The organism is Streptomyces sp. yr375 (assembly GCF_900110755.1).
Classification (GTDB): Bacteria; Actinomycetota; Actinomycetes; order Streptomycetales; family Streptomycetaceae; genus Streptomyces.
Genome location: NZ_FOFF01000021.1, coordinates 72520 through 94941, shown reverse-complemented (window position 1 = coordinate 94941; position 22422 = coordinate 72520). Strand labels below are relative to the sequence as shown.

18 protein-coding genes are annotated in these 22422 nt (G+C 71.0%); 8 read left to right on the top strand and 10 right to left on the bottom strand.

From position 1 onward, the window contains the following. Together BMZ82_RS21545 and BMZ82_RS21540 are read right to left on the bottom strand one after the other, a co-directional pair. A complete protein-coding gene (locus tag BMZ82_RS21545) occupies positions 1-1557 on the bottom strand; it encodes a class I adenylate-forming enzyme family protein (RefSeq protein ID WP_093778191.1) in 1557 nt (518 codons plus the stop codon). A 288-nt stretch (positions 1558-1845) separates the two neighbouring features. Beyond that, positions 1846-2082: a hypothetical protein gene (locus tag BMZ82_RS21540; RefSeq protein ID WP_093778189.1), complete on the bottom strand. Its 237-nt coding sequence runs from the start codon at positions 2080-2082 to the stop codon at positions 1846-1848. 134 nt (positions 2083-2216) lie between these two features. Here BMZ82_RS21540 and BMZ82_RS21535 point away from each other — a divergent pair, with 134 nt between their 5' ends. Further along, positions 2217-2858, top strand: coding sequence for a lysozyme family protein (locus BMZ82_RS21535; protein ID WP_093778187.1), 642 nt, complete (start codon positions 2217-2219; stop codon positions 2856-2858). 226 nt (positions 2859-3084) lie between these two features. Here BMZ82_RS21535 and BMZ82_RS21530 read toward each other — a convergent pair whose 3' ends face one another. The 6 genes from BMZ82_RS21530 to BMZ82_RS21505 all read right to left on the bottom strand — a co-directional run bounded on the left by BMZ82_RS21530 (position 3085) and on the right by BMZ82_RS21505 (position 10875). Further along, positions 3085-5109, bottom strand: a complete 2025-nt coding sequence (locus tag BMZ82_RS21530; RefSeq protein WP_256252034.1) for a P-loop NTPase family protein — start codon at positions 5107-5109, stop codon at positions 3085-3087. Positions 5110-5542: 433 nt separating this feature from the next. Further along, a complete protein-coding gene (locus BMZ82_RS21525; protein ID WP_093778185.1) occupies positions 5543-7030 on the bottom strand; it encodes an SCO6880 family protein in 1488 nt (495 codons plus the stop codon). A 456-nt stretch (positions 7031-7486) separates the two neighbouring features. Then, entirely contained in the window at positions 7487-8614 is a 1128-nt protein-coding gene (locus tag BMZ82_RS21520; RefSeq protein ID WP_093778183.1) for a hypothetical protein, read from the bottom strand. Beyond that, positions 8614-9387: a DUF8175 domain-containg protein gene (locus BMZ82_RS40795; RefSeq protein ID WP_093778181.1), complete on the bottom strand. Its 774-nt coding sequence runs from the start codon at positions 9385-9387 to the stop codon at positions 8614-8616. The genes BMZ82_RS21520 and BMZ82_RS40795 overlap by 1 nt, the downstream gene beginning before the upstream one ends. 20 nt (positions 9388-9407) lie before the next feature. Then, entirely contained in the window at positions 9408-9683 is a 276-nt protein-coding gene (locus BMZ82_RS21510) for a hypothetical protein (RefSeq protein ID WP_093778179.1), read from the bottom strand. A 508-nt stretch (positions 9684-10191) separates the two neighbouring features. Continuing rightward, positions 10192-10875 carry a response regulator transcription factor gene (locus tag BMZ82_RS21505; RefSeq protein ID WP_093778177.1) on the bottom strand — a complete coding sequence of 228 codons (684 nt, stop codon included), beginning with the start codon at positions 10873-10875 and terminating at the stop codon, positions 10192-10194. Between the two features lie 358 nt (positions 10876-11233). Between BMZ82_RS21505 and BMZ82_RS21500 the strand changes: the two genes are divergently transcribed. The 7 genes from BMZ82_RS21500 to BMZ82_RS21455 all read left to right on the top strand — a co-directional run bounded on the left by BMZ82_RS21500 (position 11234) and on the right by BMZ82_RS21455 (position 19950). Next, positions 11234-12937: an amino acid--tRNA ligase-related protein gene (locus BMZ82_RS21500; RefSeq protein WP_093778175.1), complete on the top strand. Its 1704-nt coding sequence runs from the start codon at positions 11234-11236 to the stop codon at positions 12935-12937. A gap of 345 nt (positions 12938-13282) precedes the next feature. Then, positions 13283-14314, top strand: coding sequence for a sugar phosphate isomerase/epimerase family protein (locus tag BMZ82_RS21490; RefSeq protein WP_093778171.1), 1032 nt, complete (start codon positions 13283-13285; stop codon positions 14312-14314). Then, a complete protein-coding gene (locus BMZ82_RS21485; RefSeq protein ID WP_093778169.1) occupies positions 14301-15728 on the top strand; it encodes a pentapeptide repeat-containing protein in 1428 nt (475 codons plus the stop codon). Before BMZ82_RS21490 ends, BMZ82_RS21485 begins: the two co-directional genes overlap by 14 nt. Further along, positions 15725-16483 carry a PIG-L deacetylase family protein gene (locus BMZ82_RS21480; protein ID WP_177244588.1) on the top strand — a complete coding sequence of 253 codons (759 nt, stop codon included), beginning with the start codon at positions 15725-15727 and terminating at the stop codon, positions 16481-16483. The genes BMZ82_RS21485 and BMZ82_RS21480 overlap by 4 nt, the downstream gene beginning before the upstream one ends. Positions 16484-16527: 44 nt before the next feature. Continuing rightward, positions 16528-17898 (top strand): UDP binding domain-containing protein, encoded by a 1371-nt coding sequence (locus BMZ82_RS40785; protein WP_177244587.1) that lies wholly within the window; start codon positions 16528-16530, stop codon positions 17896-17898. After that, positions 17895-19082 carry a pyridoxal phosphate-dependent aminotransferase gene (locus BMZ82_RS21460; protein WP_256252032.1) on the top strand — a complete coding sequence of 396 codons (1188 nt, stop codon included), beginning with the start codon at positions 17895-17897 and terminating at the stop codon, positions 19080-19082. The genes BMZ82_RS40785 and BMZ82_RS21460 overlap by 4 nt, the downstream gene beginning before the upstream one ends. A 118-nt stretch (positions 19083-19200) precedes the next feature. Beyond that, positions 19201-19950 (top strand): YggS family pyridoxal phosphate-dependent enzyme, encoded by a 750-nt coding sequence (locus BMZ82_RS21455; protein ID WP_093778165.1) that lies wholly within the window; start codon positions 19201-19203, stop codon positions 19948-19950. Between the two features lie 301 nt (positions 19951-20251). Here BMZ82_RS21455 and BMZ82_RS21450 read toward each other — a convergent pair whose 3' ends face one another. Together BMZ82_RS21450 and BMZ82_RS21445 are read right to left on the bottom strand one after the other, a co-directional pair. Continuing rightward, a complete protein-coding gene (locus BMZ82_RS21450; protein WP_177244586.1) occupies positions 20252-20920 on the bottom strand; it encodes a LuxR C-terminal-related transcriptional regulator in 669 nt (222 codons plus the stop codon). Between the two features lie 553 nt (positions 20921-21473). Continuing rightward, the gene (locus BMZ82_RS21445) at positions 21474-22415 is read right to left on the bottom strand and encodes an ABC transporter substrate-binding protein (RefSeq protein WP_093778161.1); all 942 of its coding nucleotides are present in this window, start codon (positions 22413-22415) and stop codon (positions 21474-21476) included. Positions 22416-22422 lie beyond the last annotated feature (7 nt).

The window sequence follows — 22422 nt, the reverse complement described above, 5'->3', positions numbered from 1 at the left end:
TCAGGCGCCGGCCGCCTCCGTCGCGAATGCCGCGGCGGCCCTCCGATCGGCCTTTCCCGTCTCGCCCAGGGGAATCCGGTCCACCAGGTGGAATGCGTCGGGAATCTTTCCCGGCTCCAGATGTTTTCTGCCCCACTGGCGCAATTCTTCGGTGTCGAGAGCGGAGCCCGGCTGTGCGATAAGGAGGTGAATCGTTTCTCCGAGGACTTCGTCCGGCACGCCGACAGCCAGACAGTCGGTCCACGCCATGTTGCCGGCGTAAGCGGACTCGATTTCGAGGGGCGAGACCTTGACGGCTCCTCGGGAGATCATGGTTTTGGCGCGCCCCATGAGTTCCACCCGGCCGTCGGGCCGGATCCGGCCGATGTCTCCCGTGCGGAACCAGCCGTCCGGGGCGGCGCGGTGGGTCTCCTCGGCGGCGTCGACATAGCCGGACATGAGGAACGGCGTGCTGATCTGGATCTCCCCGGTTTCACCGGGCGGCGCGTCGATCCGGCAGACGACACCGGGACTGGGCGTGCCGATCGTGCCGGCGCCGTCCTGGTAGTCCTCCGGGCGCAGGATCAGATCGGAGGTCGAGGTCTCGCTGAGCCCGTAGACGTCCGTGATCAGCGAGCCGGGGTAGTGGTGCTGGACCTTCCGTCCCAGTCCCGCCGAGAGCGGCTCGCCCCCGGCGATCCACAGCTTCGGTCCCACGCCGGCTCGTCCGGTCGGCCAGGAAGCGGGCTCGGTGGTGGGCTCGGTGGCGGGGTCGGTGGCGGGGTCGGATTCCTGGAACCGGGACAGCATGCGGAGCATGGTGGGGACGACCGCGACCCGGTCGACATCCCCTTGGGCCAGCCGCTCGTGCAGCCGCCGGGGGCTGAACGCCGGCATCAGCTCGACCACGCCCCCCGTCAGGAGGGTCAGCAGCGCCGTCCACTGGCCGAAGGTGAAGTTCAACTGGAGTACGTGCAGCGCCCGCTGGCCCGAAGCGAAACGCAGTACCGACTGAATGGCCATGAGTTTGTTCGCGAACGCCGCGTGAGACAGCTCGATGGCCTTGGGCTCGCCTGTCGAGCCGGACGAGAAGGCCACCAGAGCCGTGTCCCGCCGGACGGACACCGGCAGGTCGTCATCGGCGAGTTCGACGGCGTGGATCCCGGTGGACAGGAACTTCGTACGTATCGCGTGGTGTTCCGCCCAGTCCGAGGGGAGTTCCCCCTCGCAGGACACGGCCAGCCGGGCTCCCGAACGGCGCAGCACGCGCTGGACGGCTGTCGGCGGTAATGCGGCGTTGAGCGGGACGACCGCACCCCCGGCGAGCCAGATGCCTAATTGTGCGGCGATGTCGCCGAGCCGGTTGGCGACGATCAATGCGACAGCCGTACCCGGCCCGATCCCCGTTTCTCGCAGCCTCGAAGCGATTTCCTGGGAATCCGAAAGGAGCTGACCGAATGAAATCTCCGAGTCGCCACCGATGACGGCCGTCGATTCCCCGAATCGACGACACGCGGCAACGAGCAGGGAATCCGTACGAGCCTTGTCTTCGAATTCCCACGCATTACCTGAGATCAAGACAGCGACCTCCTTCGATGGAACGGATCAACGCATGCTTGCACGGACGATCTTGCCCGTCAATCCTACTTAGGGATAGGCCCCGCACCATGAATGCACCGGAATCTAAAGATTCCTTAAGGTTTTTTGGCCGGGCTTAAGGAGTGGTGGTCCATGATGTGCGGCAGACTCCCTGCTCTGCGGGGCCGACAAACCGCCCCACAGCGAACCGCAGGGCCTCGGAAGAGAGGTAGACGTGTTCGCGTTCTCGCCCTCCTTCGCTCCCCGGGATCCCGTTGGCCGTCGCCTTCACAGGACGAACGCCACCAGCGGACCCGCCGTCACCGCGAGCGAGCAGGCCACCATCACCATCAGGAAGCTCTCCATGAAGTCCCCCACGGACTGGCCGGACCTGACGGAGAGCGCCATCGACGCGCCCAGCCAGAGCAGGCCCCCGACGCCTGCAGCCGTCACCAGCCAGGAGAGCAGCGCCAGTACGTCGTCGAGCGGGGCGGTCACCGTCGGGTCGATGGCCAGGGGATTCATGAGGGCTGGTCCTTTCGTGGCTTCGGCCGCCGTGGCCGAAGGCATGGCTGTCACCGAGTGGGACAGGGCTGTGGATGTGGCGGTGGCCCTGGGCGCGGTGGACGCGCGTCGGGTGCGCACCGGGGGAGGTCGTCGTGGCCGGTGATCTGCGCAAGCTCGCCCTGTGGTCGGCGGGCGGGGCGCTGGCGCTGTGTCTGCTTCCCCTGGTCATGATGGTGGGCGTGTCCGGCTCGAAGCTGAATGACGGGGACGATCAGCGGCAGCAGGCGTTCGACACCTCCAAGGTCCCTCCCGCGTATGTGAAATGGGTGATCCGCGCCGGTTCCGTCTGCGATGTCGTGCTGCCGTCCGTCGTCGCCGCGCAGCTCGACACCGAGACCGGGTGGTCGGCGGGTTCGGCGGGTTCGGTGAGTTCGGCGGAGCCCGTACCGGACGCCTCCCCGACGGAGTCCCGGGCGCTCGTCGGACTGACACCGGCGGACTTCGCGGAATGGGCGTCCGACGATGACGGCAACGGCCGTATCAGCCCACTCGATCCGGGGGACGCCGTCATGGCGCTCGGCCGCTTCGACTGTGCCCTCGCCGACGGAGTCGAGCGGCTCAAGGAGAAGCAGTCAGCTGAAGGCGACTTGCTCGAACTGACCCTGGCGGCCTATCACTCCGGGCTCGACGCCGTGCAGCGGCAGCGGGGGATGCCGGCGGGCGACGGGGCACGGGAGTACGTCAGCGGCGTACAGAAGCTGATCCCCCGGTACCAGACCGGGTCCGGTAGCTGAGCGCTGTCGAGGAGCGGGGCCGTACGTCGTCCGAGGACGACGTACGGCCCCGCCTTCGGCCGGCCCACGGCCTCACCGCCGGCTTCCCGGAGACGGTCCGGTTCCGGTGTCATCCGGACGGGACCGTCTCTCCGTCGGCGAGGCCGCGACGCAGACGCCGTCGAGTTGCCCGCCCGGACGCGGCCGCGCCCGGGCGGGCGTACTCAGCGGGTCGGCGAGCCGGCTGTCATGGGGTGCCCCAGGCACGGTGGCCGTCGTGCGACACCGGCTCCGGCCGTGCCCGCCCCGGTTGCGGCCGGCGGGGTCCGATCCGTCCCAGTACGGCGGTGGCGTCGCTCTGCGGCTCCTGGTACGGGGTCGGGGCGAGGGTAGGAGTCGGGGTCGGGGGGTGAGGTCGGGCGGCCTGCGGCGACCATTGCGCCTGGGCCGCCGCCTCCGCCAGCCAGTCGATCTGCGGTGCCCAGGCCGGCTCGGCCAGGGGCAGCACCGACTGACGCGGCTGGGCGTGCTGGGCGTGCTGGACGGGTGCCGGGCGCTGACCGCGCGGGGCCGTGCGGACCTCCGGCAGGTACAGCTTCATGGTCATCTCCGGGGGCAGCGGCGGCGGCGCGGTGAACGTACGCGCCTCCTGCGACCAGCGGGAACTGGTGTCGTGCAGGGCCAGCTCCTGCTGGGTCGCCGCGAGCCGGAAGGGAACGCCGGGGCGGCCACCGACCTTGATCAGGAACTTGCCCCGGCCGGGGGCGCCGCCCGGGTCGGCGGCCCTGTTCCAGCCCTCTGGGGACGACCAGGACGAGACGAGGTCGATCTCGGCCCGCGAGAAGTGGACGATCCTGCTGAGATCCTCCAGTTCGCGTTCCGGCAGCCCCGCGCACACCACCATGCCCGCGCGTTCCGCCAGACCGTCGGCCTTGGCCCGGTCCGCGCCGGAGTCGAGGGCCGCCGCGTCCTTCAGCGTGTGCGTGATCATCACGCTGCCGACGCCCATGGTCCGGTTGAGCCGGGTCAGCGCGTCGATCCGGTTCACGATGCCGGACGCCGCCCGCAGCGGGCGCCACAGCTCGTCGAGCACGGTGAGGTACCACCGCTGGGGCGCGAGCCCGGCGTCCGCGAGCGCGCCCGCCGCCGCCACCGCGCCGAGCCCGTCGGACCACGAGGCGAGCATCGCGGCCGCCGTCAACTGGGTGTCGGCTTCACCGATACGGGAGATGTCCATGCACACGGCGGGCGCGTCGAGGTCCATCCGCGTGGTGCTCTCGCCGGCGAAGCAACTGCCCAGCGCGCCGCTGAGCACGCCGATGAGCGAGCGCAGCAGCGGGTCCACCGCCTCCTGGTAGCGGGTCGCCTGCCCCCGGTCCAGGGCGACCGACCTGAGCCGGGGCGGCCCCTCGTCGAGCAGGCGCACCAGGTCCGGCAGGGTCGGGGGCCTGCCCGGGGGATGCCGTTCCGTCAGCAGGTTCAGGCAGACGGAGAGGATGGCCTGTTCGTGGTCGTCGACCTGACCGGAGCGGACGACCGAGATCAGCGCCGTCAGCGTGTTGAGGACGCGGCCGTGCGCCTCGGCCGCGAGCGCCTCGCCCGCCCGGCCGCCGATGCGGTGGGCGGTCTTGCCCATGGCGCCCGGATCGAGGATGTTGATGCCCCCGACCCCGCGGCCGATCTTGATGACCTGGCCGCCCAGGGCCCGTACGGTCTGCGCGTAGTCCGGCTTGAGGTCGCCGAGGACCATGGGGACGACACCCGTCGCGGCCAGGCCGATCAGCATGCGGTTGACCAGGGTGGACTTGCCGAGTCCGGGCATGCCGAGCATGAACATCGACGGGTTGGAGAGATAGTTTGCCCGGGCGAACCATGAGATGGGGTCGCCGCACACCATCGTTCCGGTGCGCAGATGCGGGCCCAGGGGGACGCCGGTGGTCGGCGCGGTGGCCGAAGCGGCGAACGGCCACAGGCCGCAGGCCTGCACGGTGGTGGCCCGCCACAGGGACGGGGGGTCCGCGTGGCCGACCCGGCCGCCGGCGGGGCCGGTCCAGCCCCGGGTGGTGAGCCGCTCGGCGGTGGCGTGCGCGACGGGGCCGTCGGCGCTGTAGGGCACCCGCTTGTGGCGGCTGGTCGAGGGCTTCTGCGCGAGGGTGGTGTCCCCGGCCGACTTCTCCTTCTTCCGCCGCCGCCCCCTCGGCTGCGGTAATGAGGACGGGTCCTGGTCCGGCTCGGGCGCCTGTAGGTCGGGGGTGAACCGATGTTTGCTCATGGGGTGCTCCCTAGGGTTGTCCGCCGGCCCGGCGGGGCCGGCGGTGGCTGCTGCGGTCGCCTTTTCGGCCGTGGCTCCGAGAGGCGACCGTCCGGCGCTTCGAGGCACCCTGCCCGCCGCTTCGGGATACGCGCTGCGCTCCGCGCGGATCGGGAGGACGACGTCAGGAGGTCAGGAGGTCAGGACGTCAGGCCGTCAGACCGGCCTCGGACTCATGGCACGTCCTGGGAGCCGATGAGGGGGGTGGGTCGGGGTGCGTGCGGCAAGAGGCCGCCGCTGAGCCGCGGTCGTCGACGGGACGAGGACCGCACCGGGCCTACCGCCTCGAGAGAGGAGACTCCGAGGCTCCCTCCGGGAGGGAACGGGTCGCGCCATGAGGTGGTACGCGCCGCCGTGTCGGGTGTCTCATTCGCAGCCGTGAATGTGCGGGGGCTCACAGCGCCTCCCTGATCTGCTGGGGCATGAGGGTAAGTTCCCAGGGCAGCAGGCCGACCGGGAGGGTGCAGGTGAAGGCCGCCGCCTGGGTGCGGCGGGCCGGCCGCAACTGGATGCGGGCGGCGGCCTGTTGCTCGTCGATCAGGGATTCGGCGCGGTTCAGTTGCAGCTCCGTGTCGACCGTGACGGAGACCATGATCGAGAACTCGACGAGCCCGGCCCCCGACGCCTCTTCCTGCGCGGTCTGTTCGGCGGCCGCGAGTTCGGCCTGGGCCCGGGCGTTCGTCTGCTTCTTGCCGTTGGAGGAAGCCCTGAACAGCGCTGCCCGCCGGTCGGCCTCGACCAGCCGGGCGGCGGTGGCCTGCGGCAGCGGCCGGTAGAAGAGGGCGATCCGCTTGCGGCGGATGTCCTGGGTGGGCAGGAGCAGTTCCCGCAGCACGGACGAGTAGACCGCGCCCCGGGGCGCGAGTGAGAGCAGCCAGCTTCGGGAGTACGACGCGTCGTGCTCGTAGTGGTCCGGTGTCTCCAGCGTGACGGCCGGTCCGGCGTCGCTCCATTCGAGGCCCGTGTCACCGCCGTCCTCGTGGGCGGCGGCGATCCTGGAGGCGACGGTCGGATCGAACGCCGCACGGACGCTCTCGGAGATGCCGACCGCCGAGAGGGGGCGCACCGCGGTGGTTCCGGCCCCGACCAGGCCGGCCGCCAGACTCGGGATACGGTCGGCCAGTTGCTCGGCGACGGCTGCGGGCCGCTGGCCGGCTCGGGGCGGTTGATACGTCAGGGTGACGTACACCTTGGTCTCCGACGCGGTCACCGGGTTGGTGTTGACCACTTCCTCCAGCACCGCGCGGGACAGCGGCGGCGCTTCGTCGACGATCCGCGGCAGCACCTCAGCGGCGAGCCGGACGCCGCTGTCGGGGGCGGTCTCCACGACGACGGCCGCGCCGCGCAGGCCGGGTTCCTGGGAGAGTCGCGCCAGCCAGCCGCCCCAGGCGCCGACCCAGCGGTCGACCTGGCTGGAGTCGACCAGGGAGATGCCCTCGGCCTCACACGCCAGGACCAGGGTGTAGAGGTTGCGGCCCCGGTGGTGGAGTACGCCGACGCGGCGGCCGGACGGGTCCCGGGTCTCCAGCATGGCCACCTTGGCCAGCAGCCCGGGCGGGGCGAAGCGGCCGCCCGGACGCTGCGAGAGCGGGCCGGAGACATAGACGTGGGAGCCCTTGGACTTGCGCAGGGACCACCCCACGCGCACTCCCAGCGCGCTGAAGACGTTACGGCCGTCGGCGGTGCGCAGGGCGAAGGCCGCGACCAGGAAGGCGACCAGGACGAAGACGACGATGGCGGCCTTGAGGGAGACCAGCGAGACGAACAGGGACAGGATGATTCCGCCGAGCATCACGACGGTTCCGATCAGCCCCAACGGGCCGAGACCCGCCGGACGGGGACGCCGCCAGTTTCCGTAGGTACGTGGCGCTGAATCGGGCATTGACCAACTCCTTGTGCTGGCTCGTCCTGGTCGGTCCGGCCAGGGGGGCATGCGGTTCGGCGGGGGGGTGCGGACCGTCGGCAGGGGGGCGGGGTGGGGGGTGAATTCGGGGTGGGGCGGCGGGGGTTGGGGGAAGCAATCCCGTGTGGGAGCCGTGCGGGGCGGGCGCGCGGTTCTTGGCGCGTGGCGCGGTTCGTCCCGCCGGTTCGTCCGGGCGGTGGCGCGGTTCGTCGTGTCGGTCTGTTCGGGCGTCGGGCCCCGGGGCGTGGTGGCGGGTGAACACGGGGTGGAGCAGCGGGGGTTGTGGGGGGTGGTCCCGTGTGGGAGTCGTCCGGTGTGGTGGCGCGGTTCTTGGCGCGTGGCGCGGTTCGTCGTGTCGGTCTGTCCGGGCGTCGGGCCCCGGGGCGTGGTGGTTTGTTCGCGCCGGGGCCGTGGTCGCGGGTCGTCGAGCGGCGGCTACCCCTGGTCGTCCACTGAGTGGACTACCTGGGTGGCAAAGTCCGCGGCGATTCTTCCGGCGGTGCCCATGGCCTGGGCCGCGGCCGGGTTGCCCGCCGGGGGGCTGGCCGCCGGGGGGCTGGCCGCCGGGGCCGGGTCGTCGGGTGGGGCCTCGCTGCCGCTCGGGCCCTTCGCCGACACGCTTCCCTCCGACGCCGCCGACGGAGCCGAGGGTGCGGGGGCGGCGCCGGTCGCCATGGCCTTCATGCCCTGTTTCCCGAGATCGGTCAGGTCGGAGGCCGCGCCGAGAACCATGCCGCCGCCGGACGCGCTGCCGAGTGCCGCGGTGGCCGGGACCACGAGCTGCAGCAGCGCCGGCAGCGCGAACACGGCGAGGACCAGCATGCCGAGGCCCGCGATGTTGGCGTCCAGCCCGGCACTGTCCCGGGTCATGGCGGTGGCGGAGTAGATGACCAGGGCGGCGGCGGGTTTGTAGAGCAGCCAGGCGATCAGCCAGCCGAGGTGTTTGCGCCACCAGTTCTCGCCCCAGCCGGTCATCGACGCGCTCGCCGCCAGGGGCAGGGTGCCCAGCAGCAGGATCAGCACACCGATGCGTACGTACATCAGGACGATCTGCACGATGGCCGCGAGCATGACGACGAGTCCGAGGACCAGGATCAGGCCCGGCACCCGCAGGGTGACGACTCCGAGGATCGTCGAGGCTCTGTCGCCCAGCTCCGATCTCTCGTAGATGTACGACGCGAAGTTGTCGGAGGCGGTGGCCAGCCGCTGGAAGATCCAGGTCCCGGCCGTGGAGATCAGCAGCACCCGCATCATGCCGCGGATCACCGGGCGCAGGGGTTCGCCTCTGCGGTCCATGGCCATCTTGAACGCCGCGACCAGCAGCGAGGCCACCGCGATGTAGGCGACCAGCCACTCCGTCTCGGCGTTGATGTCGTCGATCGCGCCGCTGCTCCCGGCCGCCGACCCCACGCGCAGCCAGACGCCGTTGAGGGACTTCAGCACCTCGGCGGTGGCGTTGCCGATGGCCTCCGCGAAGATCTGGACGGCGGTCGAGACGACGGCCTTGGCCGGGACCTCGACGGCGCACTTGAGCGGATTGGTGATGCACTTCAGAAAGCTCATCAATCCTCCCAGACGACGAAGCCGGTGGTACCGCTCACGGCGACGAAGGCCGAGGTGAGGGCACCGTCGGACTGCGGGGCGAGTTTCCAGTCGCCGCTCTGCCAGGAGACCGCGACGGAGGTGGCGACATAGGCTCCGTCGGGGCGGCGCACGAGCAGTTGCACCGTGGCACGGTCGGCGGTGTAGTCGAGGACGTTGAATCCGTCGTACGTGCCGAGCTCGCCGGGGGACGCGCCGGCCTCGGCGTCCGACACGGTCGCGCGGGCGGCGATGAACTCGCGCTGTCCCGAGCCGGGGACGAGTTGGGTGCGGGCCACCTCGCGCCAGCGCGGGCCGCTCATCTGACTCGGGATGACATGGGCGGCCAGTACCGCGCCGGTGGGGGTGTGGCCGAAGCAGGACCAGCCGTCGTCCGTACGACGCAGGGGGCCGCTCGTCGAGGAGGTCGGCAGGAACGCGCCGCCCACGTCCTCCCAGGCGAGGTCGGCCGGAACGGCCGCCGGTTCCTCGCCGCTCTGCTGCCGGGGGCAGTCGCCGTCCTCGCCGTTCTCGGCGGCGTTGTCACCCGCGCCCGAGGCGGAAGCACTGCGGGTGGGGGCCGCGTCCGCGGCGGTTTCGCCGCCGGTGTCGGGGTCGCCGGGGCTGCTGATCATGTTGATGACCGCCGTGAAGCAGATCAGCAGCAGGAATCCGGCGGCGATGATCCAGCTCCGTTGCCGCCAGAACGGCTTCCGCCACTCCTCACCGCTCTGCGGCTGGTGTCGCGCTTTCATGTGGGGGCTCCTGGTCGCGCTCAGAGGACGAAGTTGACCAGGGGGCCGGCGGTGCTCAGGAGGACGCAGCCGACCAGCACCGTGAGCATCGAGCCGATGTGGTCCTCCGCGTCGCCCTTCTGCAGCGAACCGGCCATCTTGATGGCGACGGTGACGATGCCCAGGACGGCGGCGGCCGTTCCCAGCCAGGCCAGCAGGCCGAGCACGGTGTCGGTCTTGGCGATGATCTCGCTGGGGGCGTCGGGCTGCGGGTTGGGGACATCCGCGGCGAGGAAGCTGGAGAGGAGTAAGTACATGATCGTTTTCGTTCCTTCCGGTTCACCTGAACAGTGCGCGGGCAGGCAGGGGGGGATGCGGTGCCTGCCTCACGGCCGGGGGCTACGGCGCGGTCCGCACGGGACAGGAGGGGTTGAAGCAGAGCAGAGGGGGGTAATGGGGCTTAGGGCGGGGGGAGTTGGCGGGGGCGCGGCGGCACCAGAACGCGTGGAGGGGGGCTTCGGTCTGACGGCTCCGTCGAGGCGGGGTGGGCAAGTCGCCCCCCCGCGGCGGGCACCGGCCTCATGTCGGGCCGGTCGGGGCCGGTGGGGTGATCGGTCGGCCGTGGCGTGATCGGGTGGCCGGTGGTGGCGTCAGCGGTCGGGCGGTGGTGGGGGGGTATCGGTCGGGCGGTGGTTTGGGGAGGTTCGCCGCCGTACGGGGTCCCGACGCTCGAAGTGGGGCGACGCCGGGGGAGGGGGTGGGGGGAGTGGGAGGGCGAGGGGGGAAGGCTTTTGCGCCGTGCGGGATTTGGGCGGCGGGGGCCGGTCACCGGGCGACGGGCACCAGGCGGTATCCTGAGCCGCGGACCGTTTCGATGGAGGACACCCCGAAGGGGGCGTCGATCTTGCGGCGCAGCATGCTGATGTACACCTCGACGACGGCCGGGTTGACCTCGCAGGCCATGTCCCACACCTCGTCGAGGATGGCCGCCTTCGAGACGACCTGCCCAGAATGCTGGGCCAGTTGGGAGAGTACGGCGAACTCACGCCGGGTCAGCGCGATGTTCCGCCGCCCCCGCCCGCAGCGGTGGCGCGCCAGGTCCAGCCACAGGTCGCCGATCCGCAACGTCGGGTGGCCGGACCGGCGGCTGCGCCGGGTCAGGGCACGCAGCCGGGCGAGCAGCACCTCGTGGGAGTACGGCTTGCGGAGGTAGTCGTCGGCGCCCGAGTCGAGGGCTGCCACCTCGTCATCCACGCCGCCTTTCTCCGTCATCACGAGAATCGGCACGTCCGCACGGCTTCTTCTCAGTTCGACACATACCCGGTGGCGATTAGAGCCGGGCTCCGGGACGCCCATCAGAACAGCCCTATAGGAATGACGGCCGACAAGCCGCATAGCGGTGATCCCGTCTCCTACGAGATCCACCGTGTAGTCCGCCGCTTCAAGTCCTCTACGGAGCTCTACACCCGCACATAGATCTGCCTCCAGCACCAAAATATCGGCTTCCATGTCCAGTCAGCATGCCACAGCTTCGAGTTCTAAACCTGAGAACTCTGAATTCCCCTGGACGCTCGTCAGGGAAGGTCGGGTGGCCTGCGAGGCCGCTGGTGGTCGCCGCCTTCTTGGGTAAAAAGGGATTATTTTCGCCCTCCGATCTGTCTCGCGACGGAGTCCCACTCCTACCCGAGACTGATTCTGCTAGCGCGCAAATGAGAACCAGGCTTAGGGTGCTGCTGTTTCCGCTGGTTATGAGCGTGCGTCCCTTTTTCAATGCGCCTCGACCAGGTCGGGACTTACCTCTTTCACGCCTTGTGCAGAGCAGGAGAGCTCGGATTTACCCTGATTACCTGAGAGTAAAGGCAACGCAATGCGACAGAATCTCAGGCATCCGGCCCTGTCGGCAGAACGGCTCGCCACCCGTCGGCGGCTGATCGCCCAGGGAAAGGATCCCTATCCGCCGGCGGTTCGGCCGACCCACACCCTCGGGCAGTTGCACCACCTGTATCGAAGACTTCCCGCGGACACCGCGACCGGTGAATTCGCCGTTCTGGTCGGGAGGGTCATGGCCCACCGTGCCCACGGGGGCATGGGGTTCGCCGATCTGGTGGACGCCGGCGCCGGCATCCAGCTCATCCTGACCGACGACGCCTCGCAGGCCCCCCGCCTCTACGCGGGGTGGCAGGCCGATGTCGATCTGGGGGACCAGGTCAGCGTCACCGGCGAGATCGTCACCAGTCGCACGGGTGCCCTGTCCGTCCGGGTCACCGGTTGGGAACTCGCGGCCAAGGCCCTTCGCCCGCCGCCCGGAACGGCACGGCCGAGGCGCGACTCCACGTGGGCCTCAGGGGCGGGCCGGCGGGATCAACTCCCGCCCGCTCAGCGGATGATGCTCGACCGTCAGGAGATGACGCGCGCCAAGGGCCGTGCGGCGGTGCTGCGGGCGGTGCGCGGCGTGCTGGACTCGGCCGCCTACCTGGAGGCGGACACCCCGTTACTGCACGCCCTGCCCGGAGGCACCGCCCGCCCCTTCCGTACCTGGATGAACGCCTGGCAGGTTCCGCTCTACCTGCGGGGCACCACCGAGCTGTATCTGAAACGGCTGATCGTCGGCGGTGCCGAGCGGGTCTTCGAACTCGGCAGACTCTTCCGGAACGAAGGCACGGGGGCCATGCACCACCCCGAGTTCACCGTCTGCGAGGGCTACGCCGCCTACACCGGCTATCGCGACAGCGCCGATACGGTGGAACGGCTCGTGCGCGCCGCCGCGGCGGCCCTTCACGAGACGGAGGGCGCGACCGGCATCACGTCGGCCATCCTGCACGGCAGTGCCGCCTGGCCGGACCGCTCGACCTCCGCCGCAGCCCACGGCGACACCGGAAACCCCGCCGACCCCGACGGCGGCCCGGGCGGCCCCAACAACCCCCACAACCCCCACAGCACCGGCGGCACCATCCCGCCCGCCCCGTTCGCCCGTATCGACCTGCACCAACTCCTCTCCGAGTACCTCAAGGAACCCGTCACCTCGGCCACCTCCAGGGAAACGTTTCTGCGGCACGCCCGCCGGCACGGCCTCGACGCCCCGGACGACGCCACCGCCCCGGCCCTCGCCCTGCTGCTCTTCCGTAAGGTCGTACGGCCCACGCTGACCGAGCCCACCTTCGTGTTCGACTTCCCCTCGGACGCCGCCCGGTTCGCCCGCCCCCGTGCCGGTCACCCCACGCTGGTCGAGGCGTGGAGCCTGATCCTGGCCGGAACCGACATCGGACAGGGCTGCACGGAACTCACCGATCCCGTCGAACAGCGCCGCCGGCTCACCGAGCAGCAGAGCGAACCGGGGCTGGAACACCTGACGCTGGACGAGGACTTCCTCGCCACCCTGGAGTACGGGCTGCCCCCGCTCGGCGGCTTCTCCCTCGGCGTCGACCGGTTGATCGGCGCCCTCCGCGACGACGGCCGCCGCTTCAGCGACCACCTGTGCCTCCCGCTCGAACGCGCCGTCACTGGCGAGCGGATCGGCAGCGACGCACCGCCGGCCGACGGGCTGAGCCGCGAACCGGCCGTTCAGGAGTGAGCTGACGATGAACACCTTCAACCGCAGACCGCCTCACGCGCCCCGCGACGCAACAGCCCCGGCGGCCCAAGCACGACCACTGCCACACCAGCCCTCCACAACAGCCCGCCCGGCGCGGGACGGTCTCCCCGGCCTTCCTGGCGGGACCGGGTTCCCTGGTGGGACCGGGTTCCCTGGTGGGACTGGCCTCCGCGGCCGTACTGGCCTCCGCGGCCGTACTGGCCTCCGCGGCCGTACGGGCCTCCGCGGCCGTACCGGCCTCCCCGGCCGTACCGGCCTCCCCGGCCGTACCGCCCGTACGGCCACGGCAAACCCAGTCGGCCCCCGACAGCGGACGTCCACGCGATGACCGTAAAGCCGACCCCCTCGGGGGCCCCCACACCCGAGCCCCCCGCCCCCGGGTCACCCGCACCCAAGCCGCCACCCGCCCCCGAGCCACCCGCGTTCGCGTCATCCGGCGTCGGCCCCGGCCCCCGTCCCGCCCTAGGGGTGTCCACCAGCGTGCTGCATGACCGGCGGGCGTTGCATGCGCTGTTGCCGTATGAGCCTGATGTCGTCGAGTTTTATAACTATCCCGGTGCCATGGTGCCCGAGCTGGCGCGGTTCTGTGGGCGGCATGGGATACGGCCGGCGTTGCACACGCCTGTGCCGTACGACCTGGACGAGCCGTTGCGGCGGTTCGCGCCTACCGGGCCCGATCCGGTGGAGGCGGCGCTCGCGTTGCGGCTGGCGCGGCAGACCATTCGGCTCGCCGCCGATCTGGACGCGGTCCATGTCGTTGTCCACTTTCCCAGTCCCTACCCCCCTTACCCGAGCGAGGGTTTCGCGGAGCGCTGCGCCGAGTTTCTGCGGGCGCTCGACGAGACCGCCCGCTCGCACCGGGTGTCCGTGCTGGTGGAGAACCTGACGGGGCATCCGCTGCTGCACACGCCCGAGCAGTACGCGCGCGTGCTGGACGGCACGGAGCTGGGCCTGTGCCTGGATCTGGGACACGCGCACCTGCTCGGGGAACGCGGCACCCCCCTGCGCTTCGGACAGCTCCTCGGTCCCCGTGTACGCAGCATGCACGTCTACAACACGACCCCCGACCGCTATCCCCACCACGGGCACGAGGCGGCCGCCCCCGGCCAGTCGAGCCGGGACGGCTATCTGGACCTCGGCGTCCTGCTGCCGCGCCTGCTGGCGCTGACCCGCCCGCAGGTCGTGGTCATGGAGCACAACCCCTGGCCCAAAGGGCCGCAGGACCGGCACGGGCCGCGGCAGACCGCGGCCTGGCTGCGCCGGCTGATCGACCAGGCGCCGGGCCCGGACCCGGACCCGGTGTCCCCCACGAAATCCGTTCCCCCACACCGAAAGAGACACGATGACTCAGCTTGACACCGTCGAACTGCTCCGATGTATTTCCGCGGCGGGCGGCAAGGAGCGCACCGAACTGCTCAAGCAGCTCTCCGAGCTGACCCAGCGGCAGATCGACAGGACCGGCCGGGGCCTGAACCTCGTCGAGGCGGACCTGTCCAACCTCCGGCTCGACGAGGTGGACCTGCGCCGGGCCACGCTCAGCCGGGCCGTGCTGCACGGCACTCAGCTCCAGCGGGCGAACCTCGACCAGATCACCATGGTCTGTCCGGGCATGGAGCGCACCAACCTCTCCGAGGCCACCCTGCGCTCGGCCTACGTCCACGCGCTGGCCGCCCAGACCTGCAACTTCGACGGCGCCGACCTCAGCGACCTGCGGGACGCGACCGGCACCCTCTTCCACGGGTGCAGCATGCGCGGCGTCCACCTGGACGGCGGGCATCTGGCGGGCAGTTCCTTCTACCAGTGCGACCTGTCCGACTCCTCGATCCGGCACGCCAACCTCCAGGGTTCGCTGATCAACGAGTGCCTCCTCGACGACGCCGAATTCCAGGGCGCGTGTGTGGACCAGCTCACGGTGACCAAGACCAGCCTGCGCGGCACCTCCTTCGAACGCGCCGCCGGGCGCGGCCTGGTCCTCCAGCGGCTGACCGCCTCCGACAACCTGGTCCTCGCCGACGCGGACCTGCCCGAACTGCGGCTGTCCGACCTCAGCGGCCAGGGCTGGAAGGCGTCCGGGCTGAAGGCGGCCAACGCGGACCTCGTCGACGTCGTGGCCCCGGCGGCCGACCTGCGCGGCGCGGAGCTGAGCGGGGCCCGGCTGCTGCGCTGCTCGCTGCCCGGGGCGGCGCTGGCCGGCGCGTTGCTGAACAACGGCAAGATCTCCGGCGGCAGTCTGCGCGGCGCGGACCTGCGGGGCGCGCACGGCGAGAACCTGCACATCGTGGAGGCCGACCTCACGGACGCCGACCTCACCTCCTTCACCGGCCGCTGCCTGACCGTCCGGGACGGCAACCTCGCCCGGGTGAACCTCCGGTTCGCGAACCTCTACCGGGCGATGATCACCGGTGACCCGCCTCGCGGCATGAGCCTGCGCGGTGCCGTCCTGGAGGGGGCGACGCTGGTGCAGGCCTATATCGCGGCCGACCTGCGGGAGGCCGACCTCAACGGCGCCAACTGCGCCTACAGCCGGTTCAGCCAGTCCGACCTGTCGGGCGCGCGGCTCGACGGCACCAACATGTACCAGTCGACCTGGGTCAAGGTCACCCTGCACGGAGCGAGCGTCAAGGACGTCCGCGCTCCGATCTTCGCCGACCGCTGCCCCGGGCTGCGCACCTCCCTCGACAAGGCCGGCGGGGCGGCGGCCGACGAGTTCCGCACCTTCCTCGACACGTTCGACGCCGCTCTCGCCGCCGGCCGCAAGGGCTCGACGTGACCTTGCTGGGCGACCGGCTGCTGGTGATCGCCGCCCACCCGGACGACGCGGAACTCGCCGTGGGCGGCACGATCGCCGCCCTCACCGGCCGGGGGGCGAAGGTCACGGTCGCCGTGCTCACGGTCTCGGAGACGCCGTCCGACGGCGACCGGGACCGGCGCGTCCGCCGGGTGGCCGCGGCCGAGGCCGCCGCCGCCGTACTCGGCCACGAGCTCGTCTGGGTCGCCGACGGACGCTACGACCAGGTGGAGGACATCCCCGCGTACCGGATCGTGGCCCTCCTGGACGAACTGCTGGACCGGGTCCGCCCGGACACCGTGATCAGCCACTGGGACGGCGACTCCCACACCGACCACGTACGGGTGGCGCAGGCGGTGGTCGCCGCCTCCCGGCGCCACCCCGAGGTCACGTTCCTGCAGTTCGGACCGAACGAACACCGGACCGTCCGGCACGCCCAGTTCGCCCCCACGGTGTATGTGCCGATGGGCGAACACGGTGCCGCGAAGGCGCGGGCCCTCGCCTGCTACAGCTACGCCGGCCAGGGCTTCCGCGCCCTGGACCTGGAGACCGTAGAAGCCTTCGACCGGGCGCGCGGCGCGGCGGTCGGCACCCGGGCGGCCGAGGGACTCGTCCTGCTCCGCCACCGCCCGGACCCGGACCGTCCCGCGCAACGCCCCGCCGACCCCCCACCACCGCACCTGGCTGCGGAGCGGGCCCCCCGCCCGCACGCACACGAGAGCGAGCCCCTGTCTTGAGCGATGTCACCGAAGAAGAACTCCGAGACGAGCGAGGGAGCCACGTGACCACCGAGGAGAAACAGACGTCCCTTCCCCTTCCCGACGCCCTCGCCACCCACCGTGCCGAACTGATCGGCTGGCGGAAGACGGCCTGTGTCTGGGGCCTCGGCTACATCGGCTGGTCCACGGTCGAGGCGCTGCGGGCCGAGAAGATCCGGGTGCTGGGCTACGACGTCAGCGCCGCCCGCGTGGCCGCGCTGCGGGAACACGACGATCCGGGTCTGCTCCAGTTGACCGACGAGCGGGAACCGGCGCTCGCCGACGACATAGCCGTCCACTTCGTCTGCGTCCCCACCGAACGGCAGGCCGAGCCGTACTCCGAGGCGCTCCTGGACGTCTTCGCGTCCATCGTCCGGGCGACCGCGGCACGCCCCCGGACCGGCACCCCGCCGCTGGTGATCGTCGAGTCGACGCTCACCCCGGGCACCGTGGAACAACTGCTGCTGCCGCTGGCCCGCGAAGCCGGGCTGGTCCCCGGCCGGGACCTGCTGCTGGCGCTCGCGCCGCGCCGCGACTGGTTCCTCGCGGAGGGCTACGGACTGCGCGACCTGGACCGGGTCTACGGCGGGGTCGACGAGACGTCGGCCATCGCCGCGCACGAGGTGCTGTCGCTGATGTGCGACACCCTGCACCGGGCCCCGGGGCATCTGGAGGCCGAGCTGGTCAAGTGCGTGGAGAACTCCTACCGGCATCTGGAGATCACGCTCGCCAACCAGCTCACCCTGGGCTACCCGCACATCGACATGGTGGAGGTGCTGCGGCTCTCCGGCACCAAGTGGAACATCGGCACCTACCACCCGAGTTTCGGCACCGGCGGCTACTGCATCCCGCTGTCCAGCCGCTATCTGCTGCGCGGGGCCGCCCGCCCCGAGGAGCTGTCGCTGCTCAGCCAGGCCGTCGAGACCGACATGCGGATGCGCTCGCTGGTCGCCGAGTCGGTGGGCGACGGCCCGGTGCTGATCCTCGGCCTCGCCTACAAGGGCGGCATCAAGGTCGCCACCCTCAGTCCCACGATCCGCATCGCCGAGGAACTCAACCGGCTGGGTGTGCCGTTTCGCGCGCACGACCCGCTGTACACGGGCGAGGAGATCGAGGCGCTCCTCGGCGCCGGCACCGTGGTCGAGGACCTGGCCGAGGCCGTACGCGCCGCCGCCACCGTCCTCATCGTCCCCGACCACCTCGAGTTCCGCGGCGAGCCGTACCTCGGACTGCTCACCGAGGAGCGGGAGTCGCCGCTGCTGATCCTGGACAACCACGGGGTGCTGGCGGACCATCCGGCGTGGCCCGCAGGGGTGACGTACCGCCGGGCGGGCAACCCTCAGTGGCTCGACACGGCGGCGGCGGACCCGGCGGTCGCGAAGGACCTCGTGTGACCGACGTCGAGCAGAGGCCGGCTCCGCCCGGCCGCCGGGTGCGGCTCGCCGGGGTCGGCAGCAACATCTTCACCGAGATGTCCGCGCTCGCCGCCCGGCACCGTGCCGTCAACCTCGCGCAGGGCTTCCCCGACACCCCCGGGCCCAGCTCCGTCACCGAGGCCGCCGTCACCGCGCTCCGCGCCGGGCATCACCAGTACCCGCCCGTCCCCGGCCTGCCCGCGCTGCGGGCCGCCATCGCCGATCACCAGCGTGACCGGTACGGCATCATGCTCGACCCGGACACCGACGTCGTGGTCACCACCGGTGCCTCCGAGGCGATCGCGGCCGCGCTGCTCGCGTTCGCCGGGCCGGGCGACGAGGTCGTCGTGCTGGAGCCGTACTACGACTCCTACGCGGCCGGCGTGGAACTGGCCGGGGCCAGGCTGGTCCCGGTCCCGCTGACCGGCCCGGACTTCCGGCTCGACCCGGCCGCGCTGCGCGCCGCGGTCACCGACCGGACCCGGGTGCTGCTCCTCAACAACCCCCACAACCCCACCGGCACCGTACTGAACGAACAGGAGCTGGCCGAACTCGCCCGCGTCGCCGCCGCGCACGACCTGGTGGTGATCTCCGACGAGGTCTACGAGCATCTCGTGTACGAGGGCCGGCACCGCCCGATCGCCGCGCTGCCCGGGATGTTCGAACGGACCGTCACCATCGGCTCGGCGGGCAAGTCGTTCTCGTTCACCGGCTGGAAGGTCGGCTGGGCCACCGGCCCCGCCGAGCTGGTGGCCGGAGTCCTCGCGGTCAAGCAGTACCTGTCGTTCGCCTCCGGCACCCCGTTCCAGCATGCGGTCGCCGAGGCGTTGCGGCTGCCGGAGAGCCACTACACCGAGCTGCGCGACTCCCTCCGGGCCCGGCGGGATCTGCTGGTCGAGGGGCTCGGCGCGCTCGGCCTGCGGCCCCGTACGCCGGAGGGGACGTACTTCGTCCTCGCCGACGTACGTCCCCTCGGCGCGGCGGACGGGCTGGAGTTCTGCCGGCGACTGCCGCCCCGGTACGGGGTCGCCGCGATACCCGCGCAGGTGTTCTACTCCGCTCCGGAGGCGGGCCGCCATCTGGTGCGGTTCGTCTTCTGCAAGGAGGAGGAGGTACTGCGGGACGCGCTGCGCCGGCTCGCCCCGCTGCGAACGGCGCGCTGACCGCCGTCGCCCACCGGTTCCCACCGTGGCGCCACGGATACCGGGCCGAGCGCCGCCCCGCGCTCGGCCCGGCCACTTCTCCTCCCCCCATCAACGACCGTCTGTGGAGTGCTCTTCCGTGACCGAAGCTGTTACCGCCCCCGCCGTTCCCACCCCCACGGTTTCGCCCGCCCGCGCCGACGAGCTGGAGCGGAACCTCACCGCCGTCCGGGCCCGCGTCGCCGCCGCCTGCCGGGCCGTGCGCCGGGATCCCTCGGACGTCACGCTGGTCGTGGTGACCAAGACCTGGCCCGCCGAGGACGTACGGACCCTGGCCGCGCTCGGCGTCACCGACACCGGCGAGAACCAGGACCAGCAGGCCGCCGCGAAGGCCGCGGCGACCGCGGATCTGCCGCTGCGCTGGCACTTCATCGGCCAGTTGCAGCGCAACAAGGCCGCGTCGGTGGCCCGGTACGCGGATCTGGTCCACTCCGTGGACCGGCTGTCCCTGGTCGACGCGCTGGTCCGCGGCGCCGAGCGGGCCGAGCGGCGGCTGCGCTGCCTGGCGCAGGTCAGCCTGGACAGCGACACCGGCCGCGGCGGTGTCGTCCCCTCCGAACTGGAGCGACTGGCCGACGCCATCGCCTCCCACGACCACCTGGAACTGGCCGGCGTCATGATGGTGGCCCCACTGCACCTGGAGCCCGCCACCGCGTTCGAGTGCCTGTCCGTACTGCACGAGCGCCTACGGGACACCCACCCCGGCGCGGTGATCCGCTCCGCAGGAATGAGCGGCGACCTGGAAGCAGCAATCGCAACGGGCGCCACACACGTCCGCGTCGGCTCGGCCATCCTGGGCACCCGCGCACCCCGCGTCCCGACCGCGTAGGAGGGGGACACCGCCCCCCTGGGTCACACGACCGGTGCCACGCACGTCCGCGTGGGCTCGGCCGTCCTGGGTACCCGTGTGCCCCGTGTCCCGGCCGGGCAGTTCGGGACATCGCCCCCCTGGGGCACACGACCGGCGATCCCGGCGGTGCTCGTGGAGCTCGCCGGGATCGCCGGTCGGACGGGACGGCATCGTCGCCTTCGGTTCGCTTGTTCGGCGCGCTCCGGGCGGCCCGGGGGTCTGGGATCCTCCGGGGCGGCTGAAGCGGGCCGGCTCAGGCGGTCGTTCTGCGGCTTGAGGGTCAGTCCTCGCCCTGGAACAGGCTGTGCGGGAGGGCGATGAGGGCCGCTTGCAGGCGGTCCCGGGCGCCCAGTTTGGTGAGGATGCTGGAGACGTGGCATTTGACCGTTGCCACCGTCAGCGAGAACTCCTGGGCGATCTCCTGGTTGGACATGCCTTTCACGACGCCGGCCAGTACGTCCCGTTCGCGGGGGCTGAGGGCGGCCAGCACTCGTCGTAGATCGCCGCGAATTTCGCGCGGGAACGGGCCCAGGCTTCGTACGCCCGCGAAGAGCCGGCTCGTCAGCAGCGGCTGGAGGACGCTGTGGCCGCGTGACACCTGCCGTACCGCGTACACCAGTTCGTCCTGGGTGACGCCGCGCAACAGGATTCCGCTGACGCCCAGTTTGATGGCGCGGAGCAGGATTCGGTCGATGACCTGTTGATTGGCGAGAATGAGAATGCGCGGCCGGATGCGGGGCGAGGCGGCGGACAATTGGCCGACCAGCCTCAGCGCGTCGCCCTCGTCGCGGTCGTCGACGTCGAGTACCACGACTTTCGGGGCCTTCCTGGCCACCGATGCGATCACGCTCTGGTCTGTCTTCGACTCCGCGACGACCTCGAATTCGGAGTCCCGCAGAAGCGACTGTTTGAGACCGCTGCGCAGCAGGTTGTCGTCACCGACGAGCATGACGGAGGTGCATTGCTGCCTGAGATCCTGCTTCGGTAACCGACCATCTAACGAAATCATTATGCCCGATCCCTTCCTCACACTGGCGCAGACGAGAGAATCTCTCGGGGTGGGGCGGGGCTTTCTGCCCAATCCGGCCGAACGATAAACAGCTCGACGTGTCATGGAAAGGCGCGCTCTCGGGAAGTCCCACCAAAGAACACTGTGCACCAGACCCGTCGACGGTGAGCTCCGGCGAGAATGCCGGAAACACCAGCGGAACTGTTATAAGTTTCAATGAGTTGATCACGCTCGTCAAGGTCATGATCTTGAGGGAAGTGCGGACGGTCACGGAGGGTGGCATTCGGTCGCCGTCCCCGCTTGCGACCTGCGATTTTACCGATCCGGCGGAGGGTGATCTCACTCTCCGGGGTTGAAGTGTGACTCAGCACACTCCGCGAGTGACAGTGGTCTATACCAATTGTCGCCTTGAATGCGCCCGGACGCGAAGCGCCCCGCCCGCGCCGCGAGGCGTGGACGGGGCGGGTGGGGCAGGTGGGGCGGACGGGCGGCGTTACTTCGCCAGTCCGTGCTGCTTCGCGTAGGCGTTGGCCACGTCCTGCGGGTCCTTCTTGTCCTTGTCCACCAGGCGGTTGAGCTCGGTGAGCTGCTCGGTGGTGAGGATGTTGCCGAGCCTCGCGAGAGCCTTGCGGACGGTGGAGTCGGCCCGGCGGTCGGCGATGAGCGGCACGATGTGCTGGCCCGGGATGAGGTTCTTCGGGTCGGCGAGGACCACCCAGCCGTTGTCCAGGATGTCGGTGTCGGTGGTGAAGAGGTTCGCCACGTCCACGTCGCCCGTCTTCAACGCGGCCTTGACCAGCGGGCCGGAGGAGTCGAGGGACTTGAACTCCTTGAACTCGACGCCGTACACGTCCTTGAGGCCGACCACGCCGACCCGGCGCGTCTTGACCTCGGGCGCGGCGCCGATGACCAGCTTGCCGTTGAGCTTCGCGAGGTCGGCGAGGGAGGTCAGGCCGTACTTCTTCGCCGTCTCCTTGGTGACCGCGAACGCGTCCGCGTCCGCGTCCTCGGCCATGCCGTACGGCAGGACCTGGAGGCCGGTGGGCAGGGCGATGGTGAGGTCGTTCTGCGTCTCGCCCTCCTCCGTCGCCGCCGCCTTGGGGTCGAGGTAGGTGAGCAGCGCGCCCTGGTACTCGGGCAGCAGGTCGATGTCGCCGCTCTTGAGGGCGGGGAAGATGATCTCGCGGGTGCCGAGGTTGGGGCGGACCTTCACCTTCACGCCGGCCGCTTCGAGGGCGGCGGCGTAGAGGTAGCCCAGCACCTGGTTCTCGGTGAAGTTGGCGGTGCCGATGATGACTCCGTCCTTGCTGGAGCCACCACCGCCGCCGGAGGTGGCGCCCTCGTTGTCGAGGGAGGTGATGCCGCTCGCGCAGGCGGTCAGGGCGGGGACGGTCGCGGCCGCGAACAGGCCGCCGAGGATCGTGCGTCGGTTCATTTCGCTG

Coding starts and splice junctions, on each gene's coding strand:
- BMZ82_RS21540 (WP_093778189.1), bottom strand. CDS start 2,082: ATGAATCCCCTGGCCATCGACCCGACGGTGACCGCCCCGCTCGACGAC.
- BMZ82_RS21530 (WP_256252034.1), bottom strand. CDS start 5,109: ATGAGCAAACATCGGTTCACCCCCGACCTACAGGCGCCCGAGCCGGAC.
- BMZ82_RS21525 (WP_093778185.1), bottom strand. CDS start 7,030: ATGCCCGATTCAGCGCCACGTACCTACGGAAACTGGCGGCGTCCCCGT.
- BMZ82_RS21520 (WP_093778183.1), bottom strand. CDS start 8,614: ATGAGCTTTCTGAAGTGCATCACCAATCCGCTCAAGTGCGCCGTCGAG.
- BMZ82_RS40795 (WP_093778181.1), bottom strand. CDS start 9,387: ATGAAAGCGCGACACCAGCCGCAGAGCGGTGAGGAGTGGCGGAAGCCG.
- BMZ82_RS21510 (WP_093778179.1), bottom strand. CDS start 9,683: ATGTACTTACTCCTCTCCAGCTTCCTCGCCGCGGATGTCCCCAACCCG.
- BMZ82_RS21505 (WP_093778177.1), bottom strand. CDS start 10,875: ATGGAAGCCGATATTTTGGTGCTGGAGGCAGATCTATGTGCGGGTGTA.
- BMZ82_RS21500 (WP_093778175.1), top strand. CDS start 11,234: ATGCGACAGAATCTCAGGCATCCGGCCCTGTCGGCAGAACGGCTCGCC.
- BMZ82_RS21490 (WP_093778171.1), top strand. CDS start 13,283: ATGACCGTAAAGCCGACCCCCTCGGGGGCCCCCACACCCGAGCCCCCC.
- BMZ82_RS21485 (WP_093778169.1), top strand. CDS start 14,301: ATGACTCAGCTTGACACCGTCGAACTGCTCCGATGTATTTCCGCGGCG.
- BMZ82_RS21450 (WP_177244586.1), bottom strand. CDS start 20,920: ATGCTCGTCGGTGACGACAACCTGCTGCGCAGCGGTCTCAAACAGTCG.
- BMZ82_RS21445 (WP_093778161.1), bottom strand. CDS start 22,415: ATGAACCGACGCACGATCCTCGGCGGCCTGTTCGCGGCCGCGACCGTC.